This is a genomic window from Nonomuraea sp. NEAU-A123 (genome assembly GCF_018603905.1).
Classification (GTDB): domain Bacteria; phylum Actinomycetota; class Actinomycetes; order Streptosporangiales; family Streptosporangiaceae; genus Nonomuraea.
Genome location: NZ_JAHFZZ010000006.1, coordinates 268,570 through 289,885, shown reverse-complemented (window position 1 = coordinate 289,885; position 21,316 = coordinate 268,570). Strand labels below are relative to the sequence as shown.

The following is a 21,316-nucleotide window of genomic DNA, read 5'->3' as shown; positions in this document are numbered from 1 at the left end:
AAATTACTCACACGTTAATAAATCCGTCATCGCGGTTAATTTGTGCGCGCAGTAAACTGCCCAGCCGCTCCACCAATTCCCGTTCGGCGACCCCGCGCATGGCCGATGCCTCGACCCGCTCGCACACCTCGGCTGCCTCGGTGAGCCCGACGGTCGCGCAACTGCCTCTCAACCGGTGCGCGAGCGAGGCGGCTCGGGCCAGGTCTTCCCCGTGTACGGCCTGGAGGAGCTCGTCATAGACCCCCATGGCCGTCGAGCGGAACGCTTCGGCGATCGCCCTGATCTCCTCCCGCGACAGTCCCGCCAGCTCCGGCGGGAGCCCCGGCGCGGCGGCCCACAGCGGGACCCGGGTCAGGACGTACTGCCAGTCCACGGGCTTGGCGAGGTGGTCGTCCATGCCCGCCTCCAGGCATCGGAGCCGGTCGTCCGGCATCGCCGCCGCGGTCATCGCGATGATCGGCGTACGCGGCTCCTCACGCCGCCTGATCTCGGCGGTCGCGGCCAGGCCGTCGAGCACCGGCAACTGGCAGTCCATGAAGACCAGGTCGTACCCGCCCGAGAGCACCGCCGCCACGGCCTGCCTCCCGTCGGCGACGGAGTCGACGTGGTGGCCGGCCTTCCGCAGAACGAGCGCCGCCACCTGACGACTCACCTCGTCATCCTCAGCCACCAGGATCCGGACCGGCACCACACCGGCAACCGGCGCCCCTGGCGACTCGGCCGAACCGGTCGCGGCCCCCAGCGTGAGGGCCGACGCGGAACCCAGCGCGACGCCCGGCGCGGGGTTCCGCGCGAGGGCCGAACCCGGCGCCAGCGCCGCGCCCTGGGCGAGGTCCAGCGTGAGGGCCGAACCCGGCGCCAGCGCCGCGCCCTGGGCGAGGTCCAGCGTGAGGGCCGAACCCGGCGCCAGCGCCGCGCCCTGGGCGAGGTCCAGCGTGAGGGCCGAACCCGGCGCCAGCGCCGCGCCCTGGGCGGGGGCCAGCGCGTTTTCCACGGCGGCGAGCAGCCGGCGGCGGCTGAGTGGCCGGGTCATCGACTGCACGGTCCGCTCGGCCACCGAGATCGGCCAGGCTCGCCCCGGCCGCCCTGGCGTGACGAGCACGACGACGCTGGCGTCACGGAGGAGCGGATCGGCCAGCACCACGTCGGCCAGCACCCCCGCAGTCAGCACCCCGACGGTCAGCGCGGAATCGGCCGGCGCCGACTCGGTCCGCAAAGGGTCAACCAGCGCAGCGTCGGTCCGCAAAGGGGCAATCCGCACAGAATCAATCGGCGCAGCGTCCGTCCGGACAGAGTCAATCGGCGCAGCGTCGGTCCGGACAGAGTCAATCAGCGCGGCCTCGGTCCGGACAGAGTCAATCAGCGCGGCGTCGGCATTCGTAGCCCCGAGGTCGAGGTCGATGACCGCCAGGTCGAACGGCCGACCAGCCTTCGCGGCGGCCCGCAGAGCGGTCAACGCGGCCGGGCCGTCGGATGCCGTCTCCACCACCAGCCCGGAGTCGTCCAGGATGCGGCCGGCCAGCGCGAGGTCCTCCGGCCGGGCGTCGGCGACGAGCACCCGACGTCCGCGCAGCGCGGGCGCGGGCGGGGCCGACCAGGTCAGGACGTCCACCGGCAGCGTGACCCAGAACCGGCTGCCCACCCCCTCGACGCTGTCCAGCCCGATCTCGCCGCCCATCAGCTCGGTGAGCTGCCTGCTGATGGCCAGGCCGAGACCGCTGCCGCCGGTCCGACGGGTGATCGGGGAGTCGACCTGGCGGAAGATGCCGAAGACCCGCTCGAGGTCGCCCGGCCCGACGCCCACACCGGTGTCGGTCACCGTGAACCGCAGCGTGACCCGGTCGTCGCCGGGACCGCCTTCGTCGAGGGTCACCTCCAGGTCGACGCCGCCCTGGACGGTGAACTTCAGCGCGTTGCCGACGACGTTGGTGAGCACCTGCCCGAGCCGTACCGGATCGCCGATCACCTGTTGGGGCAGGCTGTCGCCGAGCCGCGAGGTGAGCCAGAGTCCCTGCTGGTAGGCGTGCGGCGCGAACGGGGCCACCACCTCGTCGCAGAGCCGGGGCAGGTCGAACGGCACCGACTCCACCTGCAGATGCCCCGCCTCGATCTTCGACAGGTCGAGGAAGTCGTCGAGCAGCCGGAGCAGGCTCCGCGCGGACTCCTGGGCCGTGCTCGCGTAGTGGCGTTGCTCGCCGTCGAGCCGGGTCTCCAGCAGCAGGGAGTTCATGCCGAGCACGCCGTTGATCGGGGTGCGGATCTCATGGCTGATCTTGGCGAGGAACTCGGACTTGGCGCCGGACGCGCTCACCGCCTCGTCCCGGGCGACGGCCAGCTCGGCCGCGTACCGGGCGAGTGTCCGCTGCGCCCGGCGCCGGCCGCGCGTGGTGTGGATCTGCAGGCCCAGTCCGATGAGGATCAGCAGCGCCAGGACGGCGGCGATCGACAGCACCCGCACCCGGAGCTGCTCGGCCGAGGCGAGTGCCGCGTCGGCGGGGACCTCGGCGGTGACCGTCCAGCCGACGTCGGGGATGGGCTCCGACGCCGACAGCACCTTGCCGTCGGGGCCCTGGTGGGTGGTGAAGAGGGTGCGGCCGGCCAGCGCCGCGTCCACCCTGGGATCCTCGCGCAGGGAGGTGAGGGCGTAGAGCTTCCTGCCGGGGTCGGCGACGAGCACGCCCGACTGGTCGGTGATCAGCAGCCGGATCCCCTGCGCCTCGGCGGCCTGCGACGCGAAGTCCTGGATGGCGTCCAGGCTGTAGACGACGGCCAGGACGCCCAGCACGCTCTTGCCGTCGGCGCTCGGGATCGCCGCGGCCGCCGCGACGGCCCTGGACACGCCGCGCATCGTGGGCGTGTAGGCCTGGGAGACGTACGGCTGCAGGCGGTCGCGGACGGAGACGTACCAGTCGGTACTGCTCACGTCCTGCGGCAGCACGCTCGTCGGCTCGGCGCCGGCGATGTCGCCCCGCGGCCCGATCACGATCACGCCGCCGACTCCGGCGCGCATCCTGGCCAGCTCCTCGCGGAACTCGACCATGGTGGCGCGGCTCGCCGACTTCCCGGAGGTCACCGCGGCGCGTACCGCGGGCTGCTGGGCGAACGCGCTGACGAGCTGCTTGAGCGAGCCAAGCTGCTGCTCCACCACGACCCGGCTGACCGAGGCGGTGGTCCGTACCCGGTCGCCGACCTCGTCGCCGACGGCGTCCGCCGACAGCGTGATGCTCGACGACGTCAGCAGCGCCAGCGGGAGCAGGCCGAGCAGAATCCACAGTGCCGTCACTGCCAGGAGCCATCCACGGTCTCTCACGGGCGTCACCTCCCCCCTGCGGCTCGTCGGCCGTCGCCGCAGAACACAGTAGGAGGCGGGAGCTTCGCGCGAAGCCCCGCGCTGAGCAAAAGGAGCAGAATGCGATTTGTTGTAACACAACGTCCCTAAGATGCCCGCGTCGATCACAGTCGAGCTAGGAGTGTGGCGATGCCTGGAGCGGCGGACATCACCGTTCTCATCGTGGACGACGACCCGGTCGTGACCGCCGCGCTGCACGCCCAGGTGAACCGCGTCTCCGGGTTCAAGGTGGTGGGAATCGCGCACACCGGCCAGGTGGCGCTGGCCGCCGCCCACCGGTTCGCGCCGCGGCTGGTGCTGCTCGACCTCCATCTGCCCGACCTGCCCGGGCTTGAGGTCGCGCACCGGCTGCGGCGTCCGGACCAGCCGCCCACCGACGTGATCGTGATCTCCGGCCACAAGGAGTCGGCCGCGGTGCGCGCGGCCATGCAGCGCGGCGCCCTGTACTACCTGGTCAAGCCGACCAGGGCCGGGATTCTGGAGCAGACGCTGCTGCGGTACGCGGCGACGGTCGAGCAGCTCGGCTCGGACGGCAGGTTCGTCGAACAGCAGGAGATCGACCGGATCTTCCGCTCGCTGCATCTGGACGCCTCTCCCCGGGCCAAGAGCATCTCGGCGGCGACCGAGCAGGCGGTGCTCGACGGGCTGGCCGCGGTCGAGGACGACCTGTCGGCGCACGAGCTGGCCGAGGCCATCGGCGTCAGCAGGGCGACCGCCCGCCGCTATCTGGAGCACCTGGTCGAGCGAGGGCAGGTCGAGGCCCGGCTGAGGTACGGGCCGACGGGCCGCCCGCAGCACCGGTACTGGGTGCGGTGAAGCCGGTCCGGGCGCTGCTCGCCGTACTCGCCTGCCTGGCACTGGCGGCCTGCGGCTCCTCCGGGGAGCCCGCGTTCCCCGAGGGCTCCACGATGGCCCGCGTCCAGCGGAGCGGCATGCTCACGGTGGGGATCAAGTTCGACTATCCGCTGTTCGGGTTCAAGGACCCGGACAGCGGGCGGATCACCGGGTTCGACGCGGAGATGGCCAGACTGGTCGCCAAGGACCTGACCGGCAGCGAGCGCAATGTCCGGTTCGTCGAGACCCTGCCGGTGCAGCGCGAGGACTTCCTGCGGCAGGGGGTGGTGGACATCGTCGTCGCGACGTACTCCATCACGCCGGCCAGGAGCCGGATCGTCGGCTTCACCGACCCCTATTACTACGCCGGGCAGGACGTGCTGGTCAGGGCTGGGGACAAGCGCATCGACGGCGTGGCGGACCTCGACGGCCGGACGGTGTGCACGACCACCGGCTCCACCTCCCTGGACCGGCTGCGCGAACGTGTGCCCGGCGCCCGGCTGGTGATCGTCGACAACTCCAGCGAATGCGTGCCCGCGCTCACGGCCGGGCGCATCGACGCGATCAGCACCGACGACACGATCCTGCTCGGCCTGGTGAAGCGGCGCCCGGGGGCGCTCCGGCTGGTCGGTAAGCCGTTCGGCCGCGAGCCGTACGGCATGGGCGTCCGCAAGGAGGACGTCGCCTTCCGCGACTACCTCAGCGGGCTGATCGGGCGCTATCTGCGCGACGGGCAGTGGGATCGGGCGTTCCGGGACACCATCGGCCTGTCCGGCGCGACCGCCACACAGGCCAAGCCGCCGGTCGATCGCTAACCGGCCCGTCGATCACTGAGCAGAACGCGCACAACCCTCTGTGTGACATATGCCGCTCCTACCGTTGCGCCAACGCGGACGGAAGGAGCGTTACCCGTGTCCGAGCAGGGGCTGGTCGTCCTCGACCAAGTCAACAAACGCTTTGGCGATCATCACGTACTCAGGGACGTCGATCTGAGCGTACGGCGGGGCGAGGTCGTGGTGATCATCGGCCCGTCGGGCGCCGGCAAGTCCACCCTGTGCCGCGCGATCAACCGGCTGGAGACCATCGACTCCGGCACCATCATGATCGACGGCACCCCGTTGCCTGAAGAGGGGCGGCAACTGGCCAGGCTGCGGGCCGAGGTCGGCATGGTGTTCCAGTCGTTCAACCTGTTCGCGCACAAGACGGTTCTGGAGAACGTCGTGCTCGGGCAGGTCCACGTGCTGAAGAAGAGCAGGGCGGACGCCGAGAAGAAGGCGTACGAGCTGCTGGAGCGCGTCGGCATCGGCGGCCAGGCGGCCAAGTTCCCCGCGCAGCTTTCCGGTGGCCAGCAGCAACGCGTCGCGATCGCCCGCGCGCTGGCCATGGAGCCGAAGGTGCTCCTGTTCGACGAGCCGACCTCGGCCCTCGACCCGGAGATGGTCAACGAGGTGCTGGAGGTGATGACGGCGCTGGCCCGCGAGGGCATGACCATGGTCGTCGTCACCCATGAGATGGGCTTCGCCCGCCGGGCCGCGGACCGCGTGGTGTTCATGGCCGACGGCGAGATCGTCGAGCAGAACGCCCCCGACGACTTCTTCGGCACCCCGCGCAGTGAGCGCGCCAAGTCGTTCCTCGCCAAGATTCTCACTCACTAAGGACGCGTCATGTTTGGAAGATCCCTTTACGCGGTGTTCGCCGTCGTCGCCCTCACCGCCACCGCCACCGCGTGCGGCGGCGGCCAGGCCAGCTACGACTCGGTCGTGGACAAGGCCAAGAACGACAAGAAGCTGGTCATCGGGGTGAAGGCCGACCAGCCGGGGCTCGGGCTGCGGACGCCGGACGGCAGCTTCACCGGGTTCGACATCGAGATCGCCAAGTACGTGGCCAAGTCGCTGGGCGTCGAGGCCAAGGACATCACGTTCAAGGAGACGGTGTCGGCCAACCGGGAGGCGTTCCTGCAGCAGGGCCAGGTGGACATGGTGGTGGCGACGTACTCCATCAACGACGCGCGCAAGCAGAAGGTCTCCTTCGCCGGGCCGTACTTCGTGGCCGGTCAGGACCTGCTGGTCAGGGCGGACGACGGGACGCTGACCGGGCCCGACGCGCTGAACGGCAAGAAGCTGTGCTCGGTCGCCGGGTCGACGTCGGCGCAGAAGGTCAAGGACAGCTACGCCAAGGAGGTGCAGCTGCAGGAGGAGCGGACCTACTCCGCGTGCGTGGACCGGGTGCTCGGCGGGCAGCTCGACGCGATCACCACGGACAACGTGATCCTCGCCGGGTACGCCGCGCAGCACACCGGCAAGCTCAAGGTGGTCGGCAAGCCGTTCAGCACGGAGAAGTACGGCATCGGGCTCAAGAAGGACGACTCGGCGGGCCGCAAGGCCGTCAATGAGGCGCTGACCAAGATGTTCGCCGACGGTAGCTGGAAGAAGGCGCTGGAGACCAGCTTCGGCGGCGCCGGCTTCACCGTGCCGGAGGCCCCGAAGCTGGAGCAGTACTGATCATGGACGCGCTGCTCCTGGAGTGGGACACCGTCGTCGCGGCCTTCTGGATGACCGTGCGGCTGGCGGCGGTGAGCGCGCTCGGCTCGCTGGTGCTCGGCACGCTGCTGACGGCCATGCGCGTCGCGCCGCTGGCGACCCTGCGCCGTACCGCCACCGTCTACGTGGCCGTGGCCCGCAACACCCCGCTGACGCTGGTGCTGCTGTTCACCGGCCTCGGCGTCGGCGCGAACCTGGGCGTGGAGCTCTCGTCCGACATCGCGACCAACAACTTCTGGCTGGCCTGCATCGGCCTGACCGCCTACACCGCGGCCTTCGTCTGCGAGGCGCTGCGCTCGGGCATCAACACCGTGCCGGTCGGCCAGGCCGAGGCCGCCCGCTCGCTCGGGCTCGGCTTCCTCCAGACGCTGCGGCTGATCACGCTGCCGCAGGCGTTCCGCGCGGTGGTCGCGCCGCTGGGCAGCATCCTGATCGCGCTGACCAAGAACACCACGATCGCGCTCGTGGTGGGCGTGAGCGAGGCGTCGGTGCGGATGCGGGAGATGATCGAGACGTACGGGGATCAGGTGATGCAGATCTTCCTCGGGTTCGCGGCCGGGTTCGTGCTGCTGTGCCTGCCCATGGGCCTGCTGTTCGGCTGGCTGTCGCGGCGGCTGGCGGTGGCCCGGTGAGCTACGCCAACCTCTACGAGACGCCGGGGCCGCGCGGCGAGCGCCGCAACCGGGTGCTGGCCGGGGTCATCGCGCTGGTGCTGCTGGCGCTGGCCTATGTGATCTATGTACGGTTCGACGCCAAGGAGCAGTGGTCGGCCGCCAAGTGGACGCCGTTCCTGCGGCCGGAGGTGTGGACCACCTTCATCCTGCCGGGACTGGCCGGCACGCTGGCCGCGGCGGTGGCGGGCGTCGTGCTGGCGGGCCTGTTCGGGCTCGTCTTCGCGACGGCCCGCCTCTCGGACCACCGGTGGATCCGGTGGCCGGCGGCGGCCGTGGTCGAGTTCTTCCGGGCCGTACCTCTGCTGCTGCTCATCTTCTTCGCCTTCTTCGGCTCCTACGTTCTCATCGGAGTGAACGTCTCGGCCTTCACGGCCGTGGTGTTCGGGCTGACCTTCTACAACGGGTCGGTGATCGCCGAGATCATCCGGGCCGGGGTGCTGAGCCTGCCCCGCGGCCAGGCGGAGGCGGCCCACGCGATCGGGCTGCGCAAGGGGCAGGTCATGCGGCTGGTGCTGCTGCCGCAGGCGTTCCGGGCCATGATGCCGGCGGTCATCAGCCAGTTCGTGGTGCTGCTGAAGGACTCGGCGCTCGGGCTGATCGTGGGGTACGACGAGCTGGTGGACCGGGGGCTGAACGGGATCGCGGCCAACTTCTCGAACATCATCCCGGCGGCCATCCTCATCGCGGCCATCTTCATCGGCATCAACCTGTCGCTGGACCGGCTCGCCCACCGGCTCAGCCGGACCAAGCGGTGACCCGCGAATCCGTCATCTGACCCACACTGCCAGTCAGGCCGCTATACATCCCAAAAAGCGGGGTATAGGGCGCACCAGGCTAAACTCGACAGGCGATAAATTATCCCATCATTCCGACTGGTATAGTCGGTTTTTGTCTTCGAGCCTGACTGGCAGCTCAGACAGAGAGGGATTGATGAGGGGCGGAACAACTCGCCTTGCGGCAACGGGCACGGCGATCGTGCTGGCGCTCGCGGCGTGCGGCGGAGTGGACACGGGCGGCGGCTCGACGGATGCGGCGAAGCAGGAGATCACGGTCACCGCGTTCGCGGGGGCCTGGGGTGAGCTGTTCAAGAAGTCGTTCGTCGAGCCGTTCCAGCGCGACACCGGCGTCAAGGTGAACCTCGTCTACGGCGCGAACGCCGAATGGCTCACCAAGCTGCGCGCGGCCGCTGGCAAGAACCCGCCGTTCGACGTCATCGCCTTCACCCCGGACGCCTCACGCCCGGCCGCCGCCGCGGGCCTGCTCCAGCCGCTCCAGACCGATCGGCTGGCGCACTGGAAGGAACTGGACCCCGTGCTCGCCGAGAAGTCCGCCCACGACGGCAAGCAGTACGGCGTGCCGCTGACCACGGGCTCGACCGGGCTGATGTACCGGACCGACAAGATCAAGAACCCGCCCGCCGACTGGTCGGACATCTTCGACAAGCAGTACTGCGGCCATGTCGCGCTGCCGCCCCTGACCTACAACCCGGGCCTGGAGTTCTTCTCCGCCCTGGTCACCTCCCAGGGCGGCAAGCTGTCCGACCCGGCCGCGGTGGACAAGGCGTTCGACCAGCTCGCGAAGCTGAAGGGCTGCGTGTCGTCGTTCCCGGCCAACGCCGGCAACGCGGCCACGGTCATGGAGAACGGCGACGCCTGGATCATGCCCTTCTGGGACGGCCGCGCCTTCGCCATGGCCCAGGCCGGCTCCCCGATCGGCTTCGCCTATCCCAAGTCCGGGCCGGTGGGCGCGCTGACCTCGTACTTCGTCGCCGCCGGCACGACGAAGAGCGAGCTGGCCACCAAGTTCCTCGACTACCTGACAGCGGCGCCCAACCAGAAGCCGTTCGCCGAGGGCACCTGGTACGCCGCCGGGAACGACACGATCACCTACAGCAAGGAGTTCGACCAGCGCGTGCAGCACGGACCAGAGGTCTTCCGCAAGTTCACCTGGGTGGACTACGCGGTGGCCACTCCCAAGCTGAACGAATGGCAGCAGCGGTGGAACCAGATCTTCGGATGATCGAACTGCCCGAGGAAGGCGCCGGACACGTCGAGATCGAGGGGCTGGTCGCCGGGTACGAGGGCGCGCGCGTGCTCGATCTGGAAGGGCTGTCGATCCGCAAGGGCGAGTTCCTGTCGATACTCGGGCCCAGCGGCTGCGGCAAGACGACCCTGCTCAACTGCGTCGCCGGTTTCGTGCAGCCGACGGCCGGGCGGATCGTGATCGACGGCACCGATGTGACGGACCGCCCGCCGTACCGGCGTGGGCTCGGCATGGTCTTCCAGAACTACGCGCTGTTCCCGCACATGACCGTCGCCGGCAACGTGGCCTACGGGCTGCGGATCCGGCGGCTGGGCCGGGCCGAGCGGGATGAGCGGGTCCGCGAGGCCCTGCGCCTGGTCGGCCTGGAGGGGTACGCGGACCGCCGCCCCCGGCAGCTGTCCGGCGGGCAGCAGCAGCGGGTGGCCCTCGCCCGCGCCCTCGCCATCCGGCCCGCCGTGCTGCTCCTCGACGAGCCGCTCTCCAACCTCGACGCCAAGCTGCGCGGGGAGATGCGGGTGGAACTGCGGGCCATCCAGCGGCGCATCGGCACCACGATGGTCTTCGTCACCCATGACCAGGAGGAGGCGCTGGCCCTCTCCGACCGGGTCGCCGTCATGAACGGCGGCCGGATCGAGCAGCTCGGCACCCCCGACGAGGTCTACCGGCGGCCGGCGACCCGGTTCGTCGCGCAGTTCATCGGTGCGGCCAACGTCCTGGAGGGCACGGTGGCCGACGGCCGGCTCGACGCGGACGGGATCCTGTTCGACCCGGGCCCGCTGCCGCTCCGGCCGGGCGACCGGGCGGTGGTCGCGATCCGTCCGGAGCGCATCCGGCTGAGCACGCATGACCAGGGCACGGACGGCCAGGGTGTCGCCGGGACCGTCGGCTATCGCGCCTTCGCGGGCGACGCCTGGCACGTGGAGGTGCGGCTGGCGAACGGGCGCACCCTGACCGTGCAGGTCGCCGACACGGGCGCGAACTCCGCCGACCCCCCGGGCGCCGGCTCGGCCGTCGTCGCCCACTGGGACCCGGCCGATGTGATCGTCCTGGACACGGGAGCGGGCGGAGACACGGGAGCGGGCGGATGACCCCCACCAGACGGTGGGCCGGCCTGGCGTACGTGGCTCCGCTGGTCGTCTTCCTGGCGGCGCTGTTCCTGGTGCCACTCGTGGAGCTGTTCAGGCTCAGCTTCAGCCCGGTCGACACGTACAACGCGGCGCTGCCCGGATTCACCCTGAACCAGTACAAGCGGGTGTTCACCGAGCCGTACTTCTACGGCTCGCTGCTGGAGACCCTGGCCACCGCGCTCCTGGTGGCCACGCTGTGCGTCGTGCTCGCGTACCCGGCCGCCTACGTCCTGGCCCGGCGCAGTGCCGGGGCGATGCGCACCCTGCTGTTCGTCATCGTGATCTCGCCGCTGCTGACCAGTGTGGTGGTACGCACCTACGGATGGGTGGTGCTGCTGTCCGGCAACGGGGTGGTCAACCGGCTGCTCGTCGCCACCGGGCTGCGGGACCAGCCCGCCCGGCTGCTCACCAGCTACCCGTCGGTCGTGATCGCGGTCACGCACGTGCTGCTGCCGTTCGCGATCATCCCGCTCACGACCGCGCTCGGCGGGCTGGACCACAACCTGCACCGGGCCTCCCAGACGCTCGGCGCCGGGCCGGTGCGGACGTTCCTGCGGGTCACGGTGCCGCTCAGCCTGCCCGGCGTGGTCACCGGCGCGCTCATCGTCTTCGCCCTCGCCATGGGGATCTACATCACGCCGCTGCTGGTCGGCGGGGTCACCCAGCCGCTGGCCGGCATCCGCGTCTACGACCAGGTGGAGACCGTGTTCAACTATCCGGTCGCCGCCGCGCTGAGCTTCGCGCTGCTGGCGCTCACGCTGCTGTCCACGACGCTGCTCGCGGGCGCGTTCCGGATCTGGGAACGGCGGCTCCATGGCTGAGCGGCGGCGGAGATTCGGCTACGACCGGGCCGTGGGGCTGCTGGGCGGGGCGTTCGCGACGGCCGTCTTCCTGTTCCTGATCGCGCCGCTGGTGGTGCTGGTCGTGAGCTCGTTCAACCGGGACGCCTCGATGGCCTTCCCGCCGTCCGGGCTGTCACTGCGCTGGTACGCCGAGGTGCTCGGCTCGCCCGATTGGCAGGTGTCGTTCCGGCTGAGCGGCGTGCTGGTGCTCCTGGTCGTGCCGACGACCGTGGTGATCGGCACCCTCGCCGCGTACGGCCTGGCGCAGGGCTCCTTCCCCGGGCGCCGGCTGCTCCAGGGGCTGGCGCTGTCGCCGCTGATGGTCCCCGAGATCATCACCGCGCTCGGGCTGCTCTACTACTTCCACGGCGTCGGCCTGATCAACACCGTCACCGGGCTGTGGCTGGCGCATTCGCTGGTCGCGCTGCCCTTCGTGGTGCGCGCGGTCATGGTGAGCGCGGCGCAGCTCGACCCGGCACTCGAACGGGCCGCGACCAGCCTGGGCGCGGGACGGGTCCGGGTCTTCTTCACCGTGACGCTGCCGCTGCTGCGGCCCGGCATCATCGCGGGCGCGATCCTCGCCGCGGTCACGTCGCTGGGCGAGGTCGCCGTGACGGCCCTGGTGGCCGGCGCGAACACCACGACGGTGCCGCTGCGGATCTTCTCGGCCGTGCAGTACCAGCTCGACCCGTCGATGGCCGCGGTGTCCACGCTCCTCATGGCGGCGAGCGTGGTCGTGATGGTGATCGCCGACAGGTTCGCTCGTATTTCGGAGGCTTTGTGACTACGGCTGTCCCCATGATGGCGCGGATCGGCATCGACGTCGGGGGTACGTTCACCGACCTCGTCGCCGCCGTACCGGAACGCGGCCTGGTGGTGCACCACAAGGAGCCGAGCACGCCCGCCGACCCCTCCAGAGCCGTCGCCGACGGGCTGGCGGCCATCCTCGCCCAGGCTGACCTGCGGCCCGAGGAGATCGGCGGCATCACGCACGGCACCACGATCGGGCTGAACGCCATCATCCAGCGGCGCGGCGCACGGATCGCCCTGGTCGTGACCGAGGGCTACCGGGACATCCTGGAGATCGGCCGCAGCCGCATGCCGTCCTCCTTCGACCTGTACGCGGGCAAGGAGGAGCCGCTCGTCCCCCGTGACCGGATCATCGAGATCTCCGCCCGGCTGAGCCCCGGCGGCGTACCTGTGTCCTCGCCGGACGCTGCGGAACTGGACCGCGTCGCCGCCCGCCTGCGCGCCACCGGCGCCGACGCGGCGGCGGTCCTGGTCCTGCACGGCTACACCGACCCGGCCTTCGAGGAAGACGTCGCGGCCGGCCTGCGGGACCGGCTCCCTGAGCTGCCGCTGATGGCCTCCGCGACCGTCTGGCCCGAGGTCCGCGAGTACGAACGTGCGCTGGTGGCCTGCCTCAACGCCTACATCCAGCCGCTGATGCGCGACTACTTCGGGCGGCTGGAGAGCCGGGTGCGCGCGCTGGGCGTGCCCGCGCCCATCTTCATCAGCGCGTCCAACGGCGGCTCGATGAGCCTGCGCTCCGCCGCGGAACGGCCCATCGAGACGGTGCTGTCCGGACCGGCCGCCGGGGTGGCCGCGGCCGCGCGGCTCGGCATGGGCGCCATCGTCACCTTCGACATGGGCGGCACCAGCAGCGACATCGCGGTGACGGTCAACGGCTCACCCGAACTGGCCACCCACACCACGGTCGGCGGCCTGCCCCTGATCGTGCCGGTCGTCGCGGTGAGCGCGATCGGGGCGGGCGGCGGGTCGGTCGTCTGGGTGGACGGTCAGAGCGTACTGAAGGTCGGACCCGAGAGCGCCGGGGCCGAGCCTGGGCCGGTGGCATATGGCCGAGGCGGGGACCGACCGGCGGTGACCGACTGCTACCTGGTCACCGGCATGATCGACCCGGCGACGTTCCTCGGCGGCCGGATGCGACTCGACGCCGACGCCGCCGCGAAGTCCCTCACCGACATCGCCACCCGCCTGTCCGGGCACGTGGACACCCGTCTGGGCGCGGGGGCGGGGCCAGGTGCGGGGCTTTCTGCGGAGGACGGCGCTGCCGGGGCGGCGCACCGGGCCGCTGCGGGGGCGCTGCGGGTGGCAACGGCGGGTATGGCCACCGAGCTTCAGAAGATCATGGCCCAGCGTGGCCTCGATCCCCGGCGGTTCACCCTCGTGCCGTTCGGCGGCGCGGGTCCGACCCACGCCGCGATGCTCGCCGAAGAGGTCGGCATCACCCACATCGTGGTGCCTCCCACGGCCGCCACCTTCTGCGCCCTGGGCGCGGCAGGCGCAGACCTGCGCCGCGACTTCGCCCGCAGTCTGCGCCGCCGCCTCGACCCGGCGAGCGCCGCCCGCCTGTCTGGCGTACTCGCCGAACTGTCCGACCAGGCCCAAGCCTGGCTCACGGAACAGTCCGCCGCCGGAGCCGGCTTCACCGCCGTCCGTAGCGGGCGTGGCTTTGGAGCGCGGCTGTCCCACTCGGCCGACATGCGCTACGCCGGCCAGGCGTACGAGCTCCGTGTCGCCCTGGACCCGGCCCGGCTCGACGTCGAGGCGATCTCCGAAGCGTTCCACGCCGAACACGAACGCCTGTACGGCTTCCGCGACCAGCACGCCCCCATCGAACTGGGCACCGCCAGGCTAGGCGTAGTCGGCCCGGTGGCCGAACTGCCGTCCGCAACCGTACCCCCGGGCACGGGAACCCCTGCCCCCCACGGCCGCAGACAGGTCCTGCTCGCCGGTGCGTGGCACGCCGCCGACGTCCATCTGCGATCGGCCCTCGGCGTGGGCGACGCGTTCGACGGCCCGGCGATCGTCGAGCAGGACGACACCACCGTGGTCGTGCCGCCCGGCTGGTCCGGGAACGTCGACGGCACCGGGAACCTGCATCTTCGTCGAAGTCGAAAGGGCTGATCGTGCGGCTCGACCCCGTCACATTGGAGATCGTCGGCAACAGGCTGAGCGCCCTGACCGAGGAGATGTGCCTGACGCTGCAGCGTACGAGCCGGTCTCTGTACGTCAAGGAGACCGCCGACTTCTGCTGCGCGTTCGCCGGCCTCGACGGCGGCTTCGTCGCCTACCCGCGCGGCATCGGCGTGTCGGGGTTCGTCGGGCTGAACCTCCTGGAGGCCGTACGGCGCGCCGAGCCCCTGGAGCCCGGCGATGTGATCATCACCAACGACCCGTACCGGTCCGGCGGCCTCGCCACCCACCTCACCGACATCCAGGTCATCGAGCCGTACTTCCACGAGGGCGCGGTGGTCGGCTACGGCTGGGCGTTCATCCACTGCTCGGACATCGGCGGCCGGGTGCCGAGCAGCCTGTCGCCGATCAACGACGAGATCTACCAGGAGGGCCTGCAGATCCCGCCGGTCAAGCTGGTACGGGCGGGCGAGCCCAGTCGTGACGTGGAGGCGCTGATCGCGGCCAACAGCCGTACGCCGGAGGCCAACCTGGGCGACTTCCGGGCCATGCTCGCCGCCCTGCGCACCGGCCGCGAACGGCTCGCGGGCGTCATCGCCCAGCACGGCGTGGACACGGTGCTCGCGGCCCAGGACGACCTGGTCGCCTACACCGCGGGCAAGGCCAGGGCCGCCCTGTCCCGGCTCGACGACGGTACCTACCGGTTCGTCGACTACCTCGACGACGACGCGGTCTCCAGCATCCCGGTACGCCTGTCGGTCACCGCGACCCTCGACGCGGGCAATCTGCACCTCGACTTCACCGGTACGGATCCGCAGGTCGCCGCGGCCTTCAACATCGCGACCCTGGGCAAACCGCACGCCTGGATCACCACCCGGGTGCTCGCGCTCATCTGCACCCTCGACCCGGGTATCGCGCTCAACTCCGGCCTCATCCAGCCGATCAGCGTCACCACGCCGGAGGGTTCGCTGGTCAACCCGGTGCGCCCGGCCGCCGTGGGCGTACGCCACGCCTCCGCGTCCCGCGTCAACGACGCCGTCGGCGGCGCGCTCGGACTCGCCGCCCCGGAGATCCTCCCGGCGGCCTCCAGCGGCCTGGTGGTCCCCGTCGTGGTCGCCGAGCTGCAGAACGTCCAGGTACTGGAGCCGATGGTCGGCGGAACCGGCGCCCGCGACGGCGCCGACGGCGTGGACGGCCGTGACAGCGGCATCTCCAACCTGTCCAACAACCCGGTGGAGACGGTCGAGACGGAGATCGGCGTCGAGATCCTCCGCTACGGCCTGCGGACGGACTCCGGCGGTGCCGGTCGCTGGCGCGGCGGCTGCGGTCTCGAACTGACCTTCCGCGTACTGGAGGACGGCTCGAAACTGCTGGCCCGGGGGCTGGAACGGCTGTGCTTCCGCCCGTGGGGGGTACGCGGTGGCGGCCCCGGCGAGCCCACCGAGCTGATCGTCAATCCGGGCACGCCCCGCGAACGCCGGCATCTCAAGATCGATGTGCTGCCGCTGGAACGTGGCGACGTCGTCACCCTCCTGACCTCGGGCGCGGGCGGCTACGGCGACCCGTACACCAGGGACCCCGCCGCCGTCCTGCGCGACGTGGAACGCGGCGTGGTCTCGCGCGAGGCCGCGGCCCGCGAGTACGGCGTGTGGCTGAACGACCTCGCCAACGACCTCGCTGACGGACTCGCCGTCGACGAGGCCGCCACGGCCGCGGCCCGCCTGATCGACCGCCGCGAGGGCTTCGGATTCGGGCCGGAACGGCAGGCGTGGGAGTCCGTCTTCGACATCGGCACCGTCGACCGCCTGGTGGCCGGCCTGTTCCGCCTCCCGCCGCCGGCCCGCGGGCCGCGCCGTACCGCCCTGTACAACGCCGTACTCCGCGAACTGCCCGGCGATTTCCCCCGCACGGCCCCCACCCCGGACCAGCTCGACACCGCCCGGCGTACGCTCACCAAGGAGATCGTCGCGCTGGAAGGGGCGGTATGAGTGGAATCGACGCGGTGCTGACCCGGCTCGACGACACGGCACAAGCCGAGCTCGCCGCCCTCTACCGGGACCTGCACCAGCACCCCGAGCCCGCCTTCGAGGAGAAGCGCACCGCGCGCATCGCGGCCGATCGCCTCCGCGAGTCCGGATTCGAGGTACGTACCGGCGTCGGCGGCACCGGAGTGGTGGGCGTGCTCCGCAACGGCGAGGGCCCGACCGTCGCGCTGCGGGCCGACATGGACGCCCTGCCGGTCCTGGAACGGACCGGCCTCCCGTACGCGAGCGTCGAGAACGGCCTCATGCACGCCTGCGGCCACGACATGCACGTGACCTGCCTGTCCGGCGCCGCGCAACTCCTGTCGGCGGCCCGCGACCAGTGGCAGGGCACGCTGGTGGCGCTGTTCCAGCCGGCGGAGGAGATCGCGGCCGGGGCGAAGGCCATGGTGGACGACGGGCTGTTCGACCTGACCGGCCCGCCGTCCGTCGTGCTCGGCCAGCATGTCTTCCCCCGCCCCGCGGGCACGGTGTTCATCCGGCCGGGAGAGATCCTGGGCGCCGCCGACAGCATCGAGATCCGCCTGTACGGCAGAGGCGGGCACAGCTCCCAGCCGGAACGTACCGTCGACCCCGTGGTCCTGGCCGCCGCCATCGTGATGCGCCTGCAGACCGTCGTCTCGCGTGAGGTGTCCCCCTTCGAGCGCGCGGTGCTGACGGTGGCCCAGATCCACGCGGGTCACAAGGAGAACGTCATCGCGGATGAGGCGTCCATCACCCTCAACATCCGGACATTCTCCCCCGAGGTCCGCCGCAGGCTCCTCGCCGCGATCGAACGTGTCGTGAACGCCGAGGCCACGGCGTCCGGCGCGCCCCGCCCACCCGCGTTCCACACCCTCAACGCCTTCCCCCTGACCGCCAACGACCCCACCGCCACCGTCCGCCTGACCGAAGCCTTCACCACCCGCTTCGGCCCTGCCGGGGTGGCCGACATGGCGCCGATGATGGGCAGCGAGGACTTCGGCGTCTTCGGCACCGCCGCCGGCGCCCCCTCCGTCTTCTGGGGCCTCGGCAGCGCCGACCCATCCCGGTACGCCCGCGCCGAGCAGGCGGGCCGCCTGGGCGAGGACGTCCCCGGCAACCACTCCCCCTTCTTCGCCCCCTTGATCTTCCCCACCTTGCCGATGGGCGTCGAAGCCCTGGTCACCGCCGCCCTCACCTGGCTGCACTCTTAACGCGCGCTGTCACTCTCGCCCCAGACTTCGCAGGTAGTCCGCCACGCGCTGCTTGCCGCCGTGCTCGGCCCAGCCGAGCGGGGTCGAGTCGTAGGCAGGGTCCTTGATCGTGGGGTCGGCGCCGAGCTCGATCAGTGTCCTGGCCGTCTCAATGTCGTCGTTCCAGGCCGCCGCGTGCAGCGGGGTGGATCGATGGAGGTGGTTCACGTCGAAGCCGAGACCGGCGAGCAGCCGCACCGCTGCGGGCTTGCGCTGCTCGGCCGCGCTGCTGATCAGCTCGGGGGATCGGGCGAGCGCTCGCGCCAGCGGTTCCGGGCCGAATCCGGCCACCGCGTCGGGGTCGGCGCGCATGCAGGCGGCGGTGAACGCCTCCATCTCGTCCAGTACCGCCGAGGCGCCGGCCGCGGCGAGCGTCTCCGCGACCTCAGTGTGTCCGTTCAGCAGGGCAAGCTCGTAGGGTGTGCGTCCGCCGTACGCCGGATGCCCGCCCAGGCCGTTCACCTCGGCGCCGTGTGCCAGGAGCAGCCGGGCCCGCCGCGGGCAGCCCCGCAGCGCGGCGGTGGCCAGTTCGTCGCGCAGGAGCTGCCGGGGGGACTGCAGCGTCGGTCCCAGCCGGGCATGCCACGGCCCGCCGTCACCGAGGCCCAGCCCGAACTCCATGAGCAGCTGAAGGTGAGCGGTGTCGTCGGAGCAGGAGCCGCCGAGCCCGAGGTTGTACAGGGTCTGGCTGTCGTTGGGGTCCGCTCCGGCCTCCAGCAGCAGCCTGGCCAGCGCCGGGCCCTGCGGATGCGGCGGCTGGTGGCCCTCTCCTCCGCCGAATGCGCCGGTGAGCACGGTGAACGGCGAGGTCAGCCCGTCCCACAGGAATCCGGCGTTCGGATCGGCGCCGTGCTTGAGGAGGAGCCGAGCCGCTGGCAGATAGCTGCCGGGAGTATCAAGCCGCGCGTAGGCCAGGTACAGCAGCGGCTCCCACTCGAAGGGGCCGCCCTGTGCCCGGGCCAGCCCCGGATTCTCGACCAGGGCGTCGGCCAGCGCATCGGCCGCGCCGGTGGCCGCCATCGTGAAGACGTTCGCGGTGGGCAACCACGGATGCCGGGCCAGCAGCAGGTCGGCCTCCCCGGTCCGGCCCGGGTAGTCCGTGCCATAGGTGAGGCAGGCAAGCCGCAGGAACTCCTCCGGCAGCTCTTCCCTCGGCGCGACCCGGTGCGGCGACCGGGAGTAGCGCTCGACGGTGGCGATGTGCTCTTTCAGCCTGGGCCAGCTCGCGAAGCCGTACATGCGGGCGGTGACGAGTTGCGCGTCGGACAGCTTGAGCGTCTCCGGCGCACGGGGATGGAACTCGGTGACGAGCCCGAGCGCCTCAGGAACTCCCGCCCTCACATACCGCAGGAGTGTCTTGGCCTGCTTGCGGAGCCGTTCGATGCTGGGGTTGTCGGGCAGGCGGTGGATAGGCATAAAAGCCTCCTTTCCATCTGGCCTGGGTCCGCATGATCAGGCTGGAAAAGAGGTAGGGCCGGTCGTTCGATGAGCATCAGGTGGGCTTAGCCCTTCCCGCGGACCGGTGGCGCCCTGAGCGCGCCACCCAGCCTACTGCTCATTGCGTCCTCGGAGCCGGGCGCCTTCGGCTGACCCGATGAGTCACCGCGCCAGCCGTCCCAACAGGCCGGAGGCCGCCGTGATGCCGATCGCCGCGGCCGCGAACAGCACCACGAAGTCCAGCGGCAGGTCGGAGGGGATGCCGAGCAGCAGCCCGCGCAGCGCGTCGACCTCGTAGCTGAGAGGGTTGATCACGCTGATGTACCGCAGCCAGTCAGGCATGGCCGTGGTCGGGTAGAGCGCGTTGGACGCGAAGAACAGCGGCATCGTGATGGCCTGCCCGATCCCCATCAGCCGGTCGCGGGTCAGCACGATCCCGGCGATCGTCACCGACAGGCAGGAGAAGAACGCCGAGCCGAGCAGTACGACCACGATCACGCCGGCCAGGCGCAGTGGGTTCCAGGTCATGCTCACGCCCAGCAGCGCGGCGATGAGCACCACGACCACCGCCTGGATCATCGCTTTCACCCCGGCGGCGAACGCCTTGCCGGTGACCAGCGCGACCCGCGGGGTCGGCGTGACCAGGAGCTTGGTCAGGACGCCCGAGTCGCGTTCCCAGATGATCTGGATGCCGTAGAAGATGGCGATGAACATGGTGGACTGGGCGATGATCCCGGGGGCCAGATAGTCCAGGTAGGGGATGCCGCCGGTCGGGATCACCTTGATGCGGGTGAAGGTCTCGCCGAAGATCAGCAGCCACAGGGCGGGCTGCACCGCGCGGGTGTACAACTCGGTGCGATCGTGGCGCAGCTTCTGCAGCTCCACCACGCACATCGCGGTGACCCTGGCGGGCAGCACCCGCCACCCCGTGCGGGGGCGCGGCGGAACGAGCAGCAGGTCGAAGTCGCCGGCGCCGGTCATGTCAGCCGACGCGGGAGGCGGTGTTGCGGGTACGGCGGACATCGCGAAACTCCCCTCCTCCTTCGTTGAGACCACTGCCGGCGACGTCACGGAAGACGTCCTCCAGCGTCGGCGACGAGCCGTCGCCGAGGCGGGCGCGCAGGTCGTCGGTGAGCTGCTCCGGCGTACCGAGCGCCCGTACGCGTCCGTGGTGCATGAGCGCGATCCGGTCGCAGTACTGGTCGGCCTCGTCCATGTAGTGCGTGGTGACCAGGACGGTCATCCCCGTAGCGGCGCGCACCGCCAGGATGTGCTCCCACACGCTGGTGCGGGCGATGGGGTCGAGCCCGATCGTCGGCTCGTCGAGCATGAGCAGGCGAGGGGAGCTGACCAGGGCCTGGGCGAGTTCGAGGCGGCGCACCATGCCGCCGGAGTAGGTGGCGGCCAGCCGGTCGGCGGCGTCGGCGAGCCCGACCACCTCCAGCGCCTGGCCGACCCGGGCCGCCCGCTCACGCCGGGAGACGTCGAAGACGCGGGCGAACAGGGAGACGTTCTCGCGCCCTGTCAGGCCCCCGTCCGCCGACAGTTGCTGGGGCACGTAACCGAGCAGGCGGCGCACCGCCATCTGTTCGGTGGCCGCGTCGTACCCGAAAACCTTCACCATCCCGGACGGAACGGGCAGCAGTGTGGTCACGCAACGGATGGCGGTGGTCTTGCCCGCGCCGTTGGGACCGAGCAGGCCGAACACCTCGCCGGAGACCACCGTCAGATCGAGGCCGTCCACGGCCTTGGTCTGACCGAAGGAGTAGCTCAGGCCGGTGCAACTGACCGCCGGCGTGTCGTCTCTCATGCCATCTCCATCTCCTTGTGCAGTCCCTCGGCCAGCCTGCGCAGCGCCGGAAGCGCGACGGTCAGCGCGGCCCGGTCCTCCTCACTGAGCAGTTCGACCTGCTCGCGGAGGAGCGCGGCGCGCCGCTCCTCCCAGTCCCGCAGCCGCGCCTCGGCCTCGGGGGTGGGCAGCAGCCGGGCGGAGCGGCGGTCGTCATGGCCGGTCTCGCGGCGCAGCATCCCGGCGGCCGTGAGCTGGTTGACCAGCGTGGACACCGAGTTCCCGGCCAGATAGAGCTCCTTGGCCGCCGCCGAGACGCCGATGCCGGGGTTGGCGGCGACCAGCCGCAGCAGCTCGACCTGGGCGCCGCGCAGCCGTGGCCCGGCCATCCCCTGGCGCAGCCTGCGCCGGACGAGCCGCTGGATACTCGTCAGGACGCCGACGAGGGCGCCAGGAAGGTCCGTTGCATCCATACCAAAAATATT

The 21,316-nt window shown here is 71.0% G+C and carries 18 protein-coding genes; 13 read left to right on the top strand and 5 right to left on the bottom strand.

Annotated features, from left to right (window positions below):
• Positions 1-7: 7 nt before the first annotated feature.
• Complete coding sequence (locus tag KLK06_RS59985; RefSeq protein WP_308168355.1) at positions 8-3,310, bottom strand: response regulator; 3,303 nt, start codon at positions 3,308-3,310, stop codon at positions 8-10.
• Between the two features lie 168 nt (positions 3,311-3,478).
• Between KLK06_RS59985 and KLK06_RS20450 the strand changes: the two genes are divergently transcribed.
• The 13 genes from KLK06_RS20450 to KLK06_RS20390 all read left to right on the top strand — a co-directional run bounded on the left by KLK06_RS20450 (position 3,479) and on the right by KLK06_RS20390 (position 17,566).
• Complete coding sequence (locus KLK06_RS20450) at positions 3,479-4,165, top strand: response regulator (protein WP_214637132.1); 687 nt, start codon at positions 3,479-3,481, stop codon at positions 4,163-4,165.
• A complete protein-coding gene (locus KLK06_RS20445; protein WP_308168354.1) occupies positions 4,162-4,998 on the top strand; it encodes a glutamate ABC transporter substrate-binding protein in 837 nt (278 codons plus the stop codon). The genes KLK06_RS20450 and KLK06_RS20445 overlap by 4 nt, the downstream gene beginning before the upstream one ends.
• 96 nt (positions 4,999-5,094) lie before the next feature.
• Complete coding sequence (locus tag KLK06_RS20440) at positions 5,095-5,838, top strand: amino acid ABC transporter ATP-binding protein (RefSeq protein ID WP_308168353.1); 744 nt, start codon at positions 5,095-5,097, stop codon at positions 5,836-5,838.
• A 9-nt stretch (positions 5,839-5,847) separates the two neighbouring features.
• Complete coding sequence (locus KLK06_RS20435; protein ID WP_214637131.1) at positions 5,848-6,684, top strand: glutamate ABC transporter substrate-binding protein; 837 nt, start codon at positions 5,848-5,850, stop codon at positions 6,682-6,684.
• 2 nt (positions 6,685-6,686) lie between these two features.
• The gene (locus KLK06_RS20430; RefSeq protein ID WP_214637130.1) at positions 6,687-7,355 is read left to right on the top strand and encodes an amino acid ABC transporter permease; all 669 of its coding nucleotides are present in this window, start codon (positions 6,687-6,689) and stop codon (positions 7,353-7,355) included.
• On the top strand, positions 7,352-8,152 hold the full coding sequence (locus KLK06_RS20425) for an amino acid ABC transporter permease (protein ID WP_214637129.1): 801 nt from the start codon (positions 7,352-7,354) through the stop codon (positions 8,150-8,152). The genes KLK06_RS20430 and KLK06_RS20425 overlap by 4 nt, the downstream gene beginning before the upstream one ends.
• A gap of 175 nt (positions 8,153-8,327) precedes the next feature.
• On the top strand, positions 8,328-9,416 hold the full coding sequence (locus KLK06_RS20420; protein WP_214637127.1) for a PotD/PotF family extracellular solute-binding protein: 1,089 nt from the start codon (positions 8,328-8,330) through the stop codon (positions 9,414-9,416).
• Positions 9,413-10,528 carry an ABC transporter ATP-binding protein gene (locus KLK06_RS20415; protein ID WP_214637126.1) on the top strand — a complete coding sequence of 372 codons (1,116 nt, stop codon included), beginning with the start codon at positions 9,413-9,415 and terminating at the stop codon, positions 10,526-10,528. The genes KLK06_RS20420 and KLK06_RS20415 overlap by 4 nt, the downstream gene beginning before the upstream one ends.
• Positions 10,525-11,388 (top strand): ABC transporter permease, encoded by an 864-nt coding sequence (locus KLK06_RS20410; RefSeq protein ID WP_214637125.1) that lies wholly within the window; start codon positions 10,525-10,527, stop codon positions 11,386-11,388. Before KLK06_RS20415 ends, KLK06_RS20410 begins: the two co-directional genes overlap by 4 nt.
• Complete coding sequence (locus KLK06_RS20405) at positions 11,381-12,193, top strand: ABC transporter permease (protein WP_214637124.1); 813 nt, start codon at positions 11,381-11,383, stop codon at positions 12,191-12,193. Before KLK06_RS20410 ends, KLK06_RS20405 begins: the two co-directional genes overlap by 8 nt.
• Positions 12,190-14,340, top strand: coding sequence for a hydantoinase/oxoprolinase family protein (locus KLK06_RS20400; RefSeq protein WP_308168352.1), 2,151 nt, complete (start codon positions 12,190-12,192; stop codon positions 14,338-14,340). The genes KLK06_RS20405 and KLK06_RS20400 overlap by 4 nt, the downstream gene beginning before the upstream one ends.
• Before the next feature lie 2 nt (positions 14,341-14,342).
• A complete protein-coding gene (locus tag KLK06_RS20395) occupies positions 14,343-16,337 on the top strand; it encodes a hydantoinase B/oxoprolinase family protein (protein ID WP_214637123.1) in 1,995 nt (664 codons plus the stop codon).
• Complete coding sequence (locus KLK06_RS20390) at positions 16,334-17,566, top strand: amidohydrolase (RefSeq protein ID WP_214637122.1); 1,233 nt, start codon at positions 16,334-16,336, stop codon at positions 17,564-17,566. Before KLK06_RS20395 ends, KLK06_RS20390 begins: the two co-directional genes overlap by 4 nt.
• Before the next feature lie 9 nt (positions 17,567-17,575).
• Here the strand turns inward: KLK06_RS20390 and KLK06_RS20385 are convergent, their stop codons facing one another.
• The 4 genes from KLK06_RS20385 to KLK06_RS20370 all read right to left on the bottom strand — a co-directional run bounded on the left by KLK06_RS20385 (position 17,576) and on the right by KLK06_RS20370 (position 21,304).
• The gene (locus KLK06_RS20385) at positions 17,576-19,021 is read right to left on the bottom strand and encodes an ankyrin repeat domain-containing protein (protein ID WP_214637121.1); all 1,446 of its coding nucleotides are present in this window, start codon (positions 19,019-19,021) and stop codon (positions 17,576-17,578) included.
• A gap of 183 nt (positions 19,022-19,204) precedes the next feature.
• Complete coding sequence (locus KLK06_RS20380; RefSeq protein ID WP_214637120.1) at positions 19,205-20,065, bottom strand: ABC transporter permease; 861 nt, start codon at positions 20,063-20,065, stop codon at positions 19,205-19,207.
• Positions 20,025-20,852, bottom strand: coding sequence for an ABC transporter ATP-binding protein (locus KLK06_RS20375; protein WP_214637119.1), 828 nt, complete (start codon positions 20,850-20,852; stop codon positions 20,025-20,027). Before KLK06_RS20375 ends, KLK06_RS20380 begins: the two co-directional genes overlap by 41 nt.
• A complete protein-coding gene (locus KLK06_RS20370) occupies positions 20,849-21,304 on the bottom strand; it encodes a MarR family winged helix-turn-helix transcriptional regulator (RefSeq protein ID WP_214637118.1) in 456 nt (151 codons plus the stop codon). The genes KLK06_RS20375 and KLK06_RS20370 overlap by 4 nt, the downstream gene beginning before the upstream one ends.
• Positions 21,305-21,316 lie beyond the last annotated feature (12 nt).

Bases quoted from the DNA above. Each gene is read 5' to 3' on its own strand.
- KLK06_RS20450 (WP_214637132.1), top strand. From the start codon at position 3,479: ATGCCTGGAGCGGCGGACATCACCGTTCTCATCGTGGACGACGACCCG.
- KLK06_RS20435 (WP_214637131.1), top strand. From the start codon at position 5,848: ATGTTTGGAAGATCCCTTTACGCGGTGTTCGCCGTCGTCGCCCTCACC.
- KLK06_RS20430 (WP_214637130.1), top strand. From the start codon at position 6,687: ATGGACGCGCTGCTCCTGGAGTGGGACACCGTCGTCGCGGCCTTCTGG.
- KLK06_RS20420 (WP_214637127.1), top strand. From the start codon at position 8,328: ATGAGGGGCGGAACAACTCGCCTTGCGGCAACGGGCACGGCGATCGTG.
- KLK06_RS20415 (WP_214637126.1), top strand. From the start codon at position 9,413: ATGATCGAACTGCCCGAGGAAGGCGCCGGACACGTCGAGATCGAGGGG.
- KLK06_RS20410 (WP_214637125.1), top strand. From the start codon at position 10,525: ATGACCCCCACCAGACGGTGGGCCGGCCTGGCGTACGTGGCTCCGCTG.
- KLK06_RS20405 (WP_214637124.1), top strand. From the start codon at position 11,381: ATGGCTGAGCGGCGGCGGAGATTCGGCTACGACCGGGCCGTGGGGCTG.
- KLK06_RS20390 (WP_214637122.1), top strand. From the start codon at position 16,334: ATGAGTGGAATCGACGCGGTGCTGACCCGGCTCGACGACACGGCACAA.
- KLK06_RS20385 (WP_214637121.1), bottom strand. From the start codon at position 19,021: ATGCCTATCCACCGCCTGCCCGACAACCCCAGCATCGAACGGCTCCGC.
- KLK06_RS20380 (WP_214637120.1), bottom strand. From the start codon at position 20,065: ATGTCCGCCGTACCCGCAACACCGCCTCCCGCGTCGGCTGACATGACC.
- KLK06_RS20375 (WP_214637119.1), bottom strand. From the start codon at position 20,852: ATGAGAGACGACACGCCGGCGGTCAGTTGCACCGGCCTGAGCTACTCC.
- KLK06_RS20370 (WP_214637118.1), bottom strand. From the start codon at position 21,304: ATGGATGCAACGGACCTTCCTGGCGCCCTCGTCGGCGTCCTGACGAGT.